The organism is Pseudomonas berkeleyensis (genome assembly GCF_014109765.1).
Lineage (GTDB): Bacteria > Pseudomonadota > Gammaproteobacteria > Pseudomonadales > Pseudomonadaceae > Aquipseudomonas > Aquipseudomonas berkeleyensis.
In genome coordinates, this window is record NZ_CP059139.1 from 5123247 (window position 1) to 5136796 (window position 13550).

The 13550-nt window shown below is 63.9% G+C and carries 13 protein-coding genes; 7 read left to right on the top strand and 6 right to left on the bottom strand.

All coding sequences use genetic code 11. The features are described 5' to 3' along the window. The first annotated feature begins 86 nt into the window (after positions 1-86). Positions 87-854: a hypothetical protein gene (locus HS968_RS23880; protein ID WP_106738362.1), complete on the top strand. Its 768-nt coding sequence runs from the start codon at positions 87-89 to the stop codon at positions 852-854. A gap of 292 nt (positions 855-1146) precedes the next feature. Here HS968_RS23880 and HS968_RS23885 read toward each other — a convergent pair whose 3' ends face one another. Further along, positions 1147-2088: a phospholipase BipL gene (locus tag HS968_RS23885; RefSeq protein ID WP_182368958.1), complete on the bottom strand. Its 942-nt coding sequence runs from the start codon at positions 2086-2088 to the stop codon at positions 1147-1149. Positions 2089-2215: 127 nt separating this feature from the next. On the opposite strand from HS968_RS23885, the gene HS968_RS23890 reads away from it, so the two are divergent. Next, positions 2216-2797 (top strand): DUF6436 domain-containing protein, encoded by a 582-nt coding sequence (locus HS968_RS23890; protein WP_182368959.1) that lies wholly within the window; start codon positions 2216-2218, stop codon positions 2795-2797. Positions 2798-2803: 6 nt separating this feature from the next. On the opposite strand, the gene HS968_RS23895 is transcribed toward HS968_RS23890, so the two are convergent. Further along, positions 2804-3808 carry an AraC family transcriptional regulator gene (locus HS968_RS23895; RefSeq protein ID WP_182368960.1) on the bottom strand — a complete coding sequence of 335 codons (1005 nt, stop codon included), beginning with the start codon at positions 3806-3808 and terminating at the stop codon, positions 2804-2806. Between the two features lie 120 nt (positions 3809-3928). Here HS968_RS23895 and HS968_RS23900 point away from each other — a divergent pair, with 120 nt between their 5' ends. Next, positions 3929-6307, top strand: coding sequence for a penicillin acylase family protein (locus HS968_RS23900; protein ID WP_182368962.1), 2379 nt, complete (start codon positions 3929-3931; stop codon positions 6305-6307). A 471-nt stretch (positions 6308-6778) separates the two neighbouring features. On the opposite strand, the gene HS968_RS23905 is transcribed toward HS968_RS23900, so the two are convergent. Beyond that, positions 6779-7222 carry a hypothetical protein gene (locus HS968_RS23905; RefSeq protein ID WP_182368964.1) on the bottom strand — a complete coding sequence of 148 codons (444 nt, stop codon included), beginning with the start codon at positions 7220-7222 and terminating at the stop codon, positions 6779-6781. Here HS968_RS23905 and trmL point away from each other — a divergent pair. Continuing rightward, positions 7221-7688 carry a tRNA (uridine(34)/cytosine(34)/5-carboxymethylaminomethyluridine(34)-2'-O)-methyltransferase TrmL gene (trmL, locus tag HS968_RS23910; protein ID WP_182368965.1) on the top strand — a complete coding sequence of 156 codons (468 nt, stop codon included), beginning with the start codon at positions 7221-7223 and terminating at the stop codon, positions 7686-7688. The genes HS968_RS23905 and trmL overlap by 2 nt on opposite strands. Positions 7689-7780: 92 nt before the next feature. On the opposite strand, the gene secB is transcribed toward trmL, so the two are convergent. Genes secB through HS968_RS23925 form a run of 3 tightly spaced genes read right to left on the bottom strand, consistent with a single transcriptional unit; the run spans position 7781 to position 8976 of the window. Then, a complete protein-coding gene (secB, locus tag HS968_RS23915) occupies positions 7781-8272 on the bottom strand; it encodes a protein-export chaperone SecB (RefSeq protein WP_106738356.1) in 492 nt (163 codons plus the stop codon). 28 nt (positions 8273-8300) lie between these two features. Beyond that, a complete protein-coding gene (grxC, locus tag HS968_RS23920; RefSeq protein ID WP_119694124.1) occupies positions 8301-8561 on the bottom strand; it encodes a glutaredoxin 3 in 261 nt (86 codons plus the stop codon). A 1-nt stretch (position 8562) separates the two neighbouring features. Beyond that, a complete protein-coding gene (locus HS968_RS23925) occupies positions 8563-8976 on the bottom strand; it encodes a rhodanese-like domain-containing protein (protein ID WP_106738354.1) in 414 nt (137 codons plus the stop codon). 147 nt (positions 8977-9123) lie between these two features. Between HS968_RS23925 and gpmI the strand changes: the two genes are divergently transcribed. The 3 genes from gpmI (at position 9124) to HS968_RS23940 (ending at position 13449) form a co-directional block, all read left to right on the top strand. Further along, positions 9124-10659 (top strand): 2,3-bisphosphoglycerate-independent phosphoglycerate mutase, encoded by a 1536-nt coding sequence (gene gpmI, locus HS968_RS23930; protein WP_182368966.1) that lies wholly within the window; start codon positions 9124-9126, stop codon positions 10657-10659. 221 nt (positions 10660-10880) lie between these two features. Next, positions 10881-12110 carry a murein hydrolase activator EnvC family protein gene (locus HS968_RS23935; RefSeq protein ID WP_182368967.1) on the top strand — a complete coding sequence of 410 codons (1230 nt, stop codon included), beginning with the start codon at positions 10881-10883 and terminating at the stop codon, positions 12108-12110. 28 nt (positions 12111-12138) lie between these two features. After that, positions 12139-13449: a S41 family peptidase gene (locus HS968_RS23940; RefSeq protein WP_182368969.1), complete on the top strand. Its 1311-nt coding sequence runs from the start codon at positions 12139-12141 to the stop codon at positions 13447-13449. Positions 13450-13550 lie beyond the last annotated feature (101 nt).

A 13550-nucleotide genomic window follows, 5' to 3' on the forward strand; every position in this document is an offset into this window, starting at 1 on the left:
ACGACTCGACAAGCCTCGGCCAGCCGCCGAAAATAGCCGGCCGCAGCACCCTGCGGCCGGCCAGGATAGTTGCCAAGGAGTTTTAGATGCGCTTTGTGTTTGCCCTGTTGCTATTTGGCCTGACCCTGCCGGCCCTGGCAGACGATCACCTGCGCCTGTATCAGGCCGCCGGCTGGCCGCAGCAACGCGAACACTTCAATCAGGCCCTTGATGCCGCCCAGCAGCGCTATCGCAGTACGCTGCCACCCGTGGTGTATCAGGCGCTGGTGGACAACAGCAATCGCCGCTTCGCTGCCGCCGCTATCGACCAGCGCGCCCGGCACAGCCTAAGCCTGGAACTGGCCGACCCGCAACCGGCGCTGGCCTTCTTCGAGTCCGAACTGGGGCGCAAGATCGTCGCCGCTGAAACGCTGGCCACGCGTCGCGACCAGTTGGCCAAGTATGAGAATGGCCTGCCGCGCACCGAGGCCGACGCCACCCGACGCCTGCTGATTCGCCATCTGGCGCAGGCGCTGCCAGCCAAGGAGGCTGGCGCCGAAGTCAGCCTGGCCCTGGCCGGGGTGGCGGCCGACAGCCTCAGCCAGATGATTCCCGGCCTGCTCGGCGGTGGCCAGGCGCAGGGGTTGCTCAATGGCCAGCGTGAACGACTGATGGCGCAGATCGAGCAGGATCTGGACAACACCCTGCTGCATGTCTACCGCGAACTGAGCGATCCGGAGCTGGAGCAGTTCGTCGAGTTCGCTCAGTCGGCAGATGGCAAGGCTTATTACCAGGCCGCCCTGGCCGCTCTTCGTGCCGGCCTGGCGGTGGGCATGAGCAGCGCCGACCTGGAGCCAGCACCTCAGGGAATCTAATGGGTAGGGCGAACCGGAACGCCGACCGCCAGGAGCGCAACGAACAGTCCGCCACTCTCTTGCGGCAGCCAAAACCTATGGCGTACTGCTTCGCGACGACTGCATGGATGCAGGAGGTAGAGCGACGCAGGAGGCCAAAGCCGAGTACGCCCTACTGCGCTGTGCCAATCAGTGGGTAGGGCGGACTCAGGAGCGCAGCGAACAGTCCGCCACTCTCTTGCTGCAGCCAAAACCTATGGCGTACTGCTTCGCGAGTACGCCCTGCTGCGCTAATCAGAACGACGAGTACGCCCTACACCAATCGCTCGCGCAGAAAATCGAAATAGCGCTTACGCAACGCCTCGTTCTCGTTCGCCAGGTGGTGGCGGGCATCTGCCAGCCGCAGGATCTGCGGTTGATGAAACTTGTCCTGCAGCACGTCGAGGTTGTAGCGCCAGTCCACGGTCATGTCCGCCTCACCCTGAATGATCAGCGGGCTTTGTTCGCTACGCCCCGCCGCTTCGATACGCGGCACCCAATGCGTCAGTGCACCAACCCAGGACGTGGGCAAGCTGCGCGGCTGCAACGGATCGAGGTTGTGCACGAACTCAAGGAAGGTCGTGTCGCTGGAGTTGTCGCTGAAACGCCGTGGAATTTCCCGCACGAACGGGCTGAGCAGGCGGTAACTGAGTTTCGACCAGCCCCAGGCACGCGGCCGCACCAACGGGGCCAGAAGAATGCTCTGGCCCAGCTCCGGACGTTTGCCATCGGTGAGCAGGTAATCCAGCGCGATCGCGCCGCCGGTGCTCTGCCCGCAGAGATGCCAGGGCTGTGGCAAACCCAGCTCGGCGGCCTGCGCGAACAAACCGCCCAGCACCTGCTGGTACTCGGCGAAGTCACCAATGCTGGCACGCGCGCCACTGGACAACCCATGCCCAGGCAGGTCACAGGCCAGCACCGCGAAGTTCATGCTCAGCGCCCAGTCGACCACATGCCGATACAGCCCCATGTGATCGTAGTAACCGTGCAGCAACAGCAGCGTGCCACGCGGCTCGGCGGGCGCCCATAGCTGCACGGCGATCTGATAACCGGCAGCATTGAAGCTGCCAAGCCGGTTATCCAACCCGGCAAAACGTGCGCCCAGGTCAAACCCGTAGAAACTGCGATAAGCCTGCAGCGCCGGCAACTCCAGGCGCGCTGCGGCCAAGGGTCGCAGCAAAGGGCGCAATTGATCGGGTTGAAACGGCTCTGACATGGGGCTTTCCATAGGCTGCGGGAGGCTTCGAGAGACGCTTCAGGGGTAGCGCTCTCGATAGCTGCGATATTCAGCTGCCGGGCGCATCGTGGCAAGCTACACGCCCTTTTTCAGCCCAGCGCATTCCATGCCCCGTCTTTCGCGCAAGAATCTGCTCCTCGCCCTGCTTGCCCTGGTCTGGCTGGGCGGCATGCTGCTGGCTTATCGCTGGTTCGAAACGCGTTACCTGCGCACCTTCGACGAACGCGCGGCGGTGTTTTCCGGCGCACAATTGCGTTTGCCGGACGAACTGGCCGGTTCCGGCGCGATTCGTCTGGTGCATTTCTGGGATCCGGCCTGCCCCTGCAACGTCGGCAATCAGCAACACCTGGCCGAACTGATCGAACGTTACGTCCCCCAGGGCGTGCAATTCCACGTGGTGCAGAAACCGGGCAGCCAGGGCCGCCTGCCGGCCGAACTGGCAGCCTTGCGCCCCATCGACGCCATGCCTGGTAGCGCCGACCTGCCCGCCAGCCCGGCCGTGGCGATCTGGGACAAACAGGGCCAGCTGGCTTACTTCGGTCCCTACAGCGAAGGGCTGGTGTGTAACTCCAGCAACAGCTTCATCGAACCCATACTCGAAGCCCTCGCCGCAGACCGCAAGGTCGATGCCAGCAACACCCTGGCAGTAGGCTGCTTCTGTGAATGGGCCAAGCCAAGTAGCGAGTGACAGGCTTCAACTGCGGCCACGCGGTGTGCCGCCCTGCCAGCGACGAAACGCGCGGTAGAACGGCGACAGCTCGGCGAAGCCACAGGCTCTCGCCACCTCGCGCACGCCCAGCCCCTGCTCCAGCAAGCGCAGCGCACGCAAGCGCCGGACTTCGTCATGCAGTGCGCGAAAGCTGCTGCCCTGCTCGCTCAGCGCCCGCTGCAACGCACTACGATGACTGCTCAAGGCCAGCGCACAGGCCTCCAGGCTGCACGTCGTACTGCCCAGGTTGAGCTCCAGCCAGTAGCGCACCCGTGCCAGCAGCTGGTTCTCCACCAGTCCGGCCAACTGCTTCTCAGCTTCTTCGCTCAGCACCTCGAACAATCGCGGACTGGCGCTGCGCGAGGGTCGGGCGAGTGCAGCGCGCGGCAGGATCAGGGCATCGTGGGCTTGCGAGAAGCGCGGCTCGACGCCCAACAGACGGCGGTGCTCGGCGAGCTTGCGCGGTGCGCGATGGCGAAAGTCGACGCCCAGCAACGGCAGCTCGCCACCGGCCGCCGCCAGCATCTTGCTCAGCAGCACGGCCAGACATTCCATTTGCTGGCGCAGCGAGCCAACACCCCGGTAGTTGAGGTCGATGACCAGACGCACTTCGTCGTCCCGCTCCTCCAGTCGCGCCGCGAAGCCACCGGAAAGGATGTGCTGAAAGCGCACGAAGGCCTGCAAGCCCTGACGCAGATCGCGCGCGGCCAGCAGCAGATAACCGATCACGTCCATCGGCCGCGGCTGCATCACCTCCCCCAGATGCAGGCCGATATCGACGTCACCGCTGATGCCCTCCAGCGCCTGCCAGAAGCGCGGCGCGTTGTCATGATCCTCGCGCGACTCCAATAAAGGCGCGGCCAGCGGCACGCCGGCATAGGCGCGCCGATAGGTGTCGGTCGGATCCAGTCCCAGCGCGGCCAGGGCCTCATAGAGCAGGCGGCGCAGGGTCGAGGAATGGGTCAGGGCAACGAAAGCACTGTCAGCCATGGTGGCTCCGGGCAGATATTGACCATAGACTTTCAGCCTTGCGACATATGGTCAATGCCGGCACGTGCACGCCTGAGCAAAATGCTCGGACGCTTGCTTGATAACAATAAGGATCGCTCGATGAAACGCTCTCTGACCGCCCTTGCCCTGGTGGTTGCCGCCGCAGCTGGCGGATTGACCTGGTACCTGCACGACAAGCAGCCGATACGCGATGGCGAACAGATGTTCGGCGCGCTGCAGGCTCCGGTCACGGTCGACTACGACGAACGCGGCGTGCCGCACATTCGCGCCGAGAACGAAGCCGACATGTATCGCGCCCTGGGCTACGTGCATGCCCAGGATCGTCTGCTGCAGATGGAGCTGTTGCGGCGCCTGGCGCGCGGTGAGCTGGCCGAGGTGCTCGGCGAGAAGCTGGTGCCCACCGACCGCCTGTTCCGCACCCTGGAAATCGGCCGCCATGCCGACGCCTATGCCGCCCGCCTGGACGCCAACAGCCCCTCCACGCAAGCACTGCAGCACTACCTCGAGGGCGTCAATCAGTACCAGGCCAGCCGGCCGCGGCCACTGGAGTTCGACCTGCTGGGCATCGAACCGCGTCCCTTCACCGTCGCCGATACACTTAGCGTCGCGGGCTACATGGCCTACAGTTTCGCCGCCGCGTTCCGTACCGAACCGGTGATGACCCATATCCGCGATGAGCTGGGCGCGGATTATCTCAAGCTGTTCGATCTCGACTGGCACCCTCAGGGCGTGCTCGGCTCGCCCTTGGCCAGCGGTGACTGGAAAGATCTCGCCGCTCTCGCCCAACTCACCGACAGCGCCCTGGAAGGCAGCGGCCTGCCGCAGTTCGAAGGCAGCAATGCCTGGGCAATCTCCGGTAGCCGCACCGCCAGCGGCAAACCACTGCTGGCCGGCGATCCACACATTCGCTTCTCGCTGCCCGCGGTCTGGTACGAGGCGCACCTGCAAGCACCTGGCTATGAGCTGTACGGCTATCACCACGCCCTGATTCCCAGCGCCATGCTCGGCCACAACCGTGACTTCGCCTGGAGCCTGACCATGTTCCAGAACGACGATCTCGACCTGATCGCCGAACGGGTCAACCCGGACAATACCGATCAGGTCTGGTATCAGGGGCAGTGGGTCGACCTCCAGCAGCGCACGGAAACCATCCAGGTCAAGGGCGCCGAACCGGTGCAGATCACCCTGCGTCGCTCCCCGCACGGGCCGATCGTCAACGATGCCCTGGGCCAGACCAACGGCAGCACGCCGATCGCCATGTGGTGGGCCTTCCTCGAAACCGACAATCCGTTGCTCGATGCCTTCTACCAGCTGGGCCGCGCTGAGACCCTGGACAAGGCCCGCACTGCAGCCGAGAAAATCGAAGCGCCGGGTCTCAACGTGGTCTGGGCCAATGCCGCTGGTGACATCGGCTGGTGGGCTGCAGCCAAGCTGCCGCTGCGCCCGGCCGGGGTCAACCCGACCTTCATTCTCGACGGCGCCAGCGGTGAGGCGGACAAGCTCGGCTACCATCCCTTCACTGCCAACCCACAGGAAGAGAACCCGCAGCGCGGCTATATCGTCTCGGCCAACTACCAGCCAGTGCCTGCCAGCGGCATCGAGATTCCCGGCTATTACAACCTGCCGGATCGCGGTCAACGCCTGAACCAGCGCCTGAGCGATGCCTCGGTGAAATGGGACACGCACAACAGTCAGGCCCTGCAGCTCGACCCCGGCACCGGCTATGGCCCACGCCTGCTGGCACCGATTCTCGACGAACTGCGTGAGGCAGCAGCGAACGATGAGGAACGCGCCCTGGTGGAGCAACTGGCCAACTGGAACGGCGACCACACACTCGACTCCGTCGCCGCCACGCTATTCAACCAGCTGACCTACCAGCTCGCTCACGAAGCCATGGCCGACGAGTTGGGCGACGTGTTCTTCGACAGCCTGCTGCAGACCCGCGTACTCGACACGGCGTTGCCGCGTCTGACCGCCGACGCCGAGTCACCCTGGTGGAATCGCCAGGGCAGCGAACAGCGCGAAAGCCGCGCGCAGATCGTGGCAGACGCCTGGCGCGCCAGCCTGGAACACCTGCGCAGCGTACTCGGCGATGACGCCAGCACCTGGCACTGGGAGCGAGCGCACACCCTCACCCACAGCCATCCATTGGGCCAGCAGCAGCCGCTGGCCTGGCTGCTCAACGTCGGCCCGCTTGCCGCGCCCGGCGGCCATGAAACGCCGAACAACCTGTCGCACAAGGTCGGCCCGGCACCGTGGCCGGTGATCTACGGGCCATCGACCCGACGTCTGATCGACCTGGCCGATGCCGACAAGGCGCTGGGCGGCATTCCGGTGGGTCAGAGCGGCGTGCTCTTCGATGCCCATTACGGCGACCAGGCGCAGGCCCATGTCACCGGCCAGTACCAACCGCAGCATCTGAGCGAGGCGGATGTAGTGGCGCATAGACAGGGAACGCTCAGGCTCCTTCCTCACTAAAGAACCTGTCTCGGATCTGCTGCGCGTCGGCTAAACAGCGTTGAAAACGGAATCGGAATGCTCATTTACTCAAGTAAACTCCGCTTCCTCAGCCATTTTCGCCACTGTTTATCTCTAGCTCGCAAGATCCGAAGCAGGTTCTAAGCCATCCATGCACAGCGTGGTGCGCCAACGGTGCATCACGCTGCACGCTGGTGCACCACCCCGCCACTCCATGCAGATGTGCCCCCCTCAAGGTGCCCTGCGCCCCGCGAAATCTGGCTTTTCAGCCTTGGTAATAAAATTGGCACACGCCCTGCATAAGGTAAGGCAAGACCCAGTTTCGGGGACCTTGGTACAGGCAGGCCGGGGAATCCCCTTCTTTATTCGACGCGACAGACGCGTCACAGCAGCGCGCCGTAACCCGCTCGATGAGCACGGCGCCACCCGTTTCGGGGACCTTGGTACAGGCAGGCCGGGGAATCCCCTTCTTTATTCAGGACGCAGCGCCAGCCTCACGCGCCAACGTCCATCCTCCGGCGCGCCGCGCCACACCCCGTCCAGCGGGCGGGGTGAGATCAAGACCAGCAGCAGATCCCGTCCGTCGCGCTCGATGCGCCAGTTCACCAACCCCATTGGCAGGCTCAGCTGCCCGTCACGCACTCGTCCATAGGCATCGTCGAAGCGATACACCAGTGCGCCGTCGACATGCTCGGTCAATGCCTGGGGCTCGCGATTGAACCAGAGCTGCAAGCCCTGCTCCCAGGGCTCGGCATCCTCGATACGCAAGCGCGGTGGATCGAACAAACGGCCCAGCATCACCCCGACCAGAAAGGCGATGAGCAGCACCGAGGCGATGAAGCGCCAGCGAAGTCGCGGCCGGGGATCCTCGACCGGCGTAGAATGCTCGTCATCCCTGTGCTCGGAGCCCTGCATGTTCCACGTCATCCTCTTCCAACCGGAAATCCCACCCAATACCGGCAACATTATCAGGCTGTGCGCCAACAGCGGCTGCCAGTTGCACCTGATCGAGCCGCTGGGCTTCGAGCTGGACGACAAGCGCCTGCGCCGCGCCGGGCTGGATTATCACGAGTACGCCACGCTCAAACGCCACCCCAGCCTGGAAGTATGCCTGGAAAGCCTCGACCAGCCACGCCTGTTCGCCTTCACCACCAAGGGCTCGCAACCCTTCCACGAGATCGCCTACCAGCCTGGTGATGCCTTCCTGTTCGGCCCGGAAAGCCGTGGCCTGCCGGAGGAAGTGCGCAACGCCCTGCCGCCGGAGCAGCGCGTACGCCTGCCCATGCGCGCCGGTTGCCGTAGCCTGAACCTGTCCAACACCGTGGCCGTCACCGTCTACGAGGCCTGGCGGCAGAACGGCTTCACCGACGCTGATCAGTAGGGTGCGCTGTGCGTATCGACTGCCCACCCAGCATGATCACGCACAACAAAAAAGCGCCCCACGGGGCGCTTTTTCATTCGATCGACCAACGCTTAGTGAGCGGTGGTTTCGGCCTGGCCAGCCTGCTGCATGCGCTGCAGCTCCTGGGCGTACAGAGCATCGAAGTTCACCGGCGACAGCATCAGTGCCGGGAAGGAACCACGGGTCACCAGGCTGTCCAGTGCCTCACGGGCATACGGGAACAGGATGTTCGGGCAGAAGGCGCCAAGGGTGTGGCTCATCGACGCTGCGTCCAGGCCCTTGATCAGGAAGATGCCAGCCTGCTGAACTTCAGCGATGAAGGCAACTTCTTCGCCGTTCTTGACGGTCACCGACAGGGTCAGCACCACTTCGTGGAAGTCACCTTCCAGGCCGCGCTGGCGGGTGTTGAGATCCAGACCGACGCTCGGCGTCCACTCCTGACGGAAGATTTCCGGGCTCTTCGGCGCTTCGAAGGACAGATCCTTGACGTAGATGCGCTGCAGGGAGAATTGCGGGTTCTGCGAATCGGCAGCGGCGGCACCGCTGTTGGCTTGCTCGGTCATGGCGTTTGCCTTCCTTAACGTTACGGTTTCAAGCGGGGCTCTGCAGCAGTGCGTCGAGCTTGCCGGCGCGCTCCAGGGCGTAGAGGTCGTCACAGCCGCCCACATGGGTGCTGCCGATCCAGATTTGTGGCACCGAGGTGCGGCCTGCCTTGCGGGTCATCTCCGCGCGCATGGCTGGCTGGCCATCGACACGAATTTCCTCGTAATCCACCCCTTTGCTCGCCAGCAATTGCTTGGCACGGATGCAGTAGGGGCACCAGTCGCTGGAATAGATGACCACACCAGCCATGTCACTTCACCAGTGGCAGGTTGTCGCCACGCCAGGTGGCGATACCACCGGACAGCTTCGCGGCGGTATAACCGGCCTTCTTCAGTTCGCGGGCGATGCTGCCGGCGTGCTGGCCCATGGCATCGACCACCACGATGGTCTTGGCCTTGTGCTTTTCCAGCTCGGCGATACGCGCAGCCACCTTGTCGTAGGGGATGTGCAGCGAATCGACGATATGCCCGGCGGAGTAGTCCTTCTGTGCACGCACGTCGAGCACCACGCCCTTATCGCTGTTGACCAGTGCAGTCAGCTCACGGCTGGACAAGCTCTGGCCACCCTTGCGCAGCTCGGTGACGATCAGCAGCACCAGCAGGACGACGAACAATCCACTCAGTACATAGTGGTTAATGACGAATTCAATCAGGTTGGCGAACATCTATAAGGCCCAGGACGGTAAAATGCCGGCCAGTATACACAGGCCCACAGGTCGGCCAAACCCCGTCTGGCAGTGACGTGCCAGGCACTTGCCCCTAAAATGCCGGGCTGTTTCATTGCCCCCTCAGACGCAGAGCGAGCCAGCTTCATGAGCGCCACGCCAAAACCCTTGGTTCTGATCATCCTCGACGGCTTCGGTCACAGCGACACCCCCGAGTACAACGCCATCTATGCCGCCGACACGCCAGTCTACGACCGCCTGCGCGCCAACTACCCGCACGGCCTGATTTCCGGTAGCGGCATGGACGTCGGCCTGCCCGACGGGCAGATGGGCAACTCCGAAGTCGGCCACATGAACCTCGGTGCCGGCCGCGTGGTGTACCAGGATTTCACCCGCGTGACCAAAGCCATCCGCGATGGCGAGTTCTTCGAGAACGCCACGATCAACCAGGCCGTGGACAAGGCAGTCGCTGGTGGCAAGGCCGTACACATCCTCGGCCTGCTCTCCGATGGCGGCGTGCACAGCCACCAGGATCACCTAGTCGCCATGGCCGAACTGGCCGCCAAGCGTGGCGCCGAGAAAATCTACCTGCATGCCTTCCTCGACGGCCGCGACACCCCACCGAAAAGCGCGCAAAGCTCCATCGAACTGCTCGACGCCACCTTCGCCCGCCTCGGCAAGGGCCGCATCGCCAGCCTGATCGGCCGCTACTTCGCCATGGATCGCGACAACCGCTGGGATCGCGTGCAGCAGGCCTACGAGCTGATCGTCGACGGCGCCGGCCAGTTCAACGCAGCCACCGCAGTCGCCGGCCTGGAAGCGGCCTACGCCCGCGGCGAGAGCGACGAATTCGTCAAGGCCACCACCGTCGGCACCCCGGTGCAGGTGGAAGACGGTGACGCCGTGGTATTCATGAACTTCCGCGCCGACCGCGCCCGCGAGCTGACCCGCACCTTCGTCGAGCCTGACTTCAAGGAATTCGAACGCAAGCGCGTGGCGCAACTGGCCGGCTTCGTCATGCTCACCCAGTACTCGGCGAGCATCAAAGCGCCCAGCGCCTTCGCCCCGGAAGCCCTGACCAACGTGCTCGGCGAATACCTGGCGAAGAACGGCAAGACCCAGCTGCGCATCGCCGAAACCGAGAAATACGCCCACGTCACCTTCTTCTTCTCCGGCGGCCGCGAAGAGCCGTTCGAAGGCGAAGAACGCATCCTCATTCCTTCGCCGAACGTCGCCACCTACGACCTGCAGCCGGAAATGAGCGCACCGGAAGTCACCGACAAGATCGTCGATGCCATCGAAAACCAGCGCTATGACGTGATCATCGTCAACTACGCCAACGGTGACATGGTCGGCCACACCGGCGTGTTCGAGGCCGCAGTCAAGGCCGTGGAAACCCTCGACACCTGCGTCGGCCGCATCGTCGCGGCGCTGGACAAGGTCGGTGGCGAAGCGTTGATCACCGCCGACCACGGCAACGTCGAGCAGATGGAAGACGAGTGCACCGGCCAAGCACACACCGCGCACACCTGCGAGCCGGTGCCCTTCATCTACGTTGGCAAGCGCCCGGCGCGCATCCGCGAAGGCGGCGTGCTGGCCGACGTGGCACCGACCCTGCTGATGCTGATGGGCCTGCCACAACCAGCCGAAATGACGGGCAAGACCATCGTCGAGCTGCAATAAGGCGGCAGGCGTAGGGCGTACTCAGGAGCGCAGCGAACAGTACGCCGCAACTGGTGTGCTGCCTCCGGCGAGCACACCCTACGCCCTGTAGTCACTGCCGAATCAGCATCCGGCTACGCGCTATTTTCTCTCTGCTTACAGCTTGTGGCTTGCAGCTTGCCGCTGCTTTTTTAGGCATACTAGGCGCCATCCGCTACCCCCGTTCAGGTACCGCCTCGCCCATGCTTCGCATCCTTGTCCTGCTCCTGCTCAGCAGCCTGATCGCTCCGGCTATCGCCGATCAGCGTGCCGATACCCAGCGCCAGCTGGAGGCCGCGCGCCAGGATGTGATCGAGCTGAAGAAGCTGCTGGAAAAGCTGCAGCAGGAAAAGTCCGGCGTGCAGCAGCAGTTGAAGAAGACCGAAACGGAGATGGGCGACCTGGAAAGCCAGGTCAAGGAACTGCAGCGCGAGCTCAAGGGCAGCGAGCAGGAAATCCAGCGCCTGGATCAGGAGAAAAAAAAACTCCAGGGCGCCCGCACTGAACAGCAGCGACTGATCGCCATCCAGGCGCGCGCAGCCTACCAGAGCGGCCGGCAAGAGTACGTCAAGCTGCTGCTCAACCAGCAGAACCCGGAAAAATTCTCGCGCACCCTCACCTACTACGACTACCTCAGCCAGGCCCGTCTCGACCAGCTTGCCGCATTCAACGAGACCCTGCGCCAACTGGCCAATGTCGAGCAGGAAATCACCAGCCACCAGGCCCAGCTACAGGCGCAGAAGGCCGGCCTGGATGAACGCCACGCCAAGCTCGCCGAGGCACGCAAGGAACGCCAACAGGCGCTGGCCAAACTCAACAATGAATTCGCCAATCGCGATCAACGCCTCAAGGCCCGTCAGCAGGAACAGGCTGAGCTGGGTCGCGTACTGAAGACCATCGAGGAAACCCTGGCGCGCCAGGCACGCGAGGCGGAAGAGGCGCGCAAACGCGAGCTGGCCGCCCGCCAAGCGCGACCAAGCGGTCAGCCCAGCGGCCCTCAGGTTACCTCCGGAGCCACCTACGGCGGGCCTTTCGCCAGCGCGCGAGGCAAGTTGCCGTGGCCAGTCGATGGCCGATTGGTAGCACGCTACGGAACCCCTCGCGGCGGCGACGCTCGTACTAAATGGGACGGTGTACTGATCGGTGCACCGGCCGGCAGTCAGGTACGCGCCGTGCATGGTGGTCGTGTGGTATTCGCCGACTGGTTGCGTGGCGCTGGTCTGTTGGTCATTCTCGACCATGGCAATGGTTACCTGAGCCTGTACGGCCATAACCAGAGCCTGCTCAAGAATGCGGGCGACCTGGTCAAGGCCGGCGAGCCCATTGCCACCGTTGGCAACAGCGGTGGCCAGGAAACATCGGCACTGTACTTCGCCATTCGCCAGAACGGTCGCCCGAGTGATCCGGCACAGTGGTGCCGCGCGCAGGGATAAGCGCTTTATCCATTTAGGAGTTGTCTTCATGTCCCATCGCTTTCGCCCCACCTGCCTGGCTCTGGCCCTCAGCCTGCTGCTCGGCGCCCCCGCCCTGCAGGCTGCAGAGCCTGCACCCGCGCCGGCGGCGAGCAGCAAGGCACCGCTGCCGCTGGATGACCTGCGCACCTTCGCCGAGGTGATGGATCGCATCAAGGCAGCCTATGTCGAGCCCGTGAGCGACAAGACTCTGCTGGAGAACGCCATCAAGGGCATGCTCAGCAACCTCGACCCGCATTCGGCCTATCTGGAGCCGGAAGCCTTCCTCGAACTGCAGGAAAGCACCAGCGGCGAATTTGGCGGCCTGGGCATCGAAGTCGGCATGGAAGACGGTTTCATCAAGGTCGTCTCGCCCATCGACGACACCCCTGCCTCGCAGGCCGGTATCCAGCCGGGCGACCTGATCGTGAAAATCGACGGCCAGCCGACCAAGGGCCTGTCGATGATGGAAGCCGTGGACAAGATGCGCGGCAAGGCCGGCAGCAAGATCGAGCTGACCCTGGTGCGCGACGGCGGTCGTCCCTTCGACCTGACCCTGACCCGCGCAGTGATCAAGGTTCGTAGCGTGAAGAGCCAGATGCTCGAGGACGGCTACGGCTACCTGCGCATCTCGCAGTTCCAGGTCAACACCGGCGAAGAGGTGGGCAAGGCGCTGACCAAGCTGCGCCAGGAGAACGGCAACAAGAAGCTGCGCGGCCTGGTGATGGATCTGCGCAACAACCCGGGCGGCGTGCTGCAGGCTGCCGTGGAAGTGGCCGACCACTTCCTCAAGAGCGGCCTGATTGTCTACACCGAAGGCCGCCTGGCCAACTCCGAGCTGCGCTTCAACGCTGACCCGGCCGATGCCAGCGAAGGTGTGCCGTTGGTGGTGCTGATCAACGGCGGCAGCGCCTCGGCTTCGGAAATCGTCGCTGGCGCCCTGCAAGATCACAAACGCGCCGTGCTGATGGGCACCGACAGCTTCGGCAAGGGCTCGGTACAGACCGTGCTACCGCTGAACAACGATCGCGCCCTGAAGCTGACCACCGCGCTGTACTTCACCCCCAATGGCCGCTCGATCCAGGCCCAGGGCATCATCCCGGACATCGAGGTGGCGCGCGCCAAGGTCACTCGCGAGCAGGACAGCGAAGGCATCAAGGAAGCCGACCTGCAGGGGCATCTGGGCAACGGCAACGGCGGCGCGGATCGCCCGAGTAAAGGAGCACAGGCTGCACGCACCGAGCGTCCACAGGATGACGACTATCAACTGAGCCAGGCGCTGAACCTGCTCAAAGGCTTGAGCGTCACCCGCGGCAACTGAGCCTACTTCGGCGATACGAAAAAGCCCGGACAACTGTCCGGGCTTTTTCTTTGGCGAAGTCCTGTAACGCAGCGCATCTCATCGCCCGTAGGGTGCGCCGT

What these genes read in the sequence shown, in the direction of transcription:
- HS968_RS23935 (WP_182368967.1), top strand. Translation starts at nt 10,881, where the DNA reads ATGCTTCGCATCCTTGTCCTGCTCCTGCTCAGCAGCCTGATCGCTCCG.
- HS968_RS23885 (WP_182368958.1), bottom strand. Translation starts at nt 2,088, where the DNA reads ATGTCAGAGCCGTTTCAACCCGATCAATTGCGCCCTTTGCTGCGACCC.
- HS968_RS23925 (WP_106738354.1), bottom strand. Translation starts at nt 8,976, where the DNA reads ATGTTCGCCAACCTGATTGAATTCGTCATTAACCACTATGTACTGAGT.
- HS968_RS23880 (WP_106738362.1), top strand. Translation starts at nt 87, where the DNA reads ATGCGCTTTGTGTTTGCCCTGTTGCTATTTGGCCTGACCCTGCCGGCC.
- HS968_RS23900 (WP_182368962.1), top strand. Translation starts at nt 3,929, where the DNA reads ATGAAACGCTCTCTGACCGCCCTTGCCCTGGTGGTTGCCGCCGCAGCT.
- grxC (WP_119694124.1), bottom strand. Translation starts at nt 8,561, where the DNA reads ATGGCTGGTGTGGTCATCTATTCCAGCGACTGGTGCCCCTACTGCATC.
- secB (WP_106738356.1), bottom strand. Translation starts at nt 8,272, where the DNA reads ATGACCGAGCAAGCCAACAGCGGTGCCGCCGCTGCCGATTCGCAGAAC.
- HS968_RS23890 (WP_182368959.1), top strand. Translation starts at nt 2,216, where the DNA reads ATGCCCCGTCTTTCGCGCAAGAATCTGCTCCTCGCCCTGCTTGCCCTG.
- trmL (WP_182368965.1), top strand. Translation starts at nt 7,221, where the DNA reads ATGTTCCACGTCATCCTCTTCCAACCGGAAATCCCACCCAATACCGGC.
- HS968_RS23905 (WP_182368964.1), bottom strand. Translation starts at nt 7,222, where the DNA reads ATGCAGGGCTCCGAGCACAGGGATGACGAGCATTCTACGCCGGTCGAG.
- HS968_RS23940 (WP_182368969.1), top strand. Translation starts at nt 12,139, where the DNA reads ATGTCCCATCGCTTTCGCCCCACCTGCCTGGCTCTGGCCCTCAGCCTG.
- HS968_RS23895 (WP_182368960.1), bottom strand. Translation starts at nt 3,808, where the DNA reads ATGGCTGACAGTGCTTTCGTTGCCCTGACCCATTCCTCGACCCTGCGC.
- gpmI (WP_182368966.1), top strand. Translation starts at nt 9,124, where the DNA reads ATGAGCGCCACGCCAAAACCCTTGGTTCTGATCATCCTCGACGGCTTC.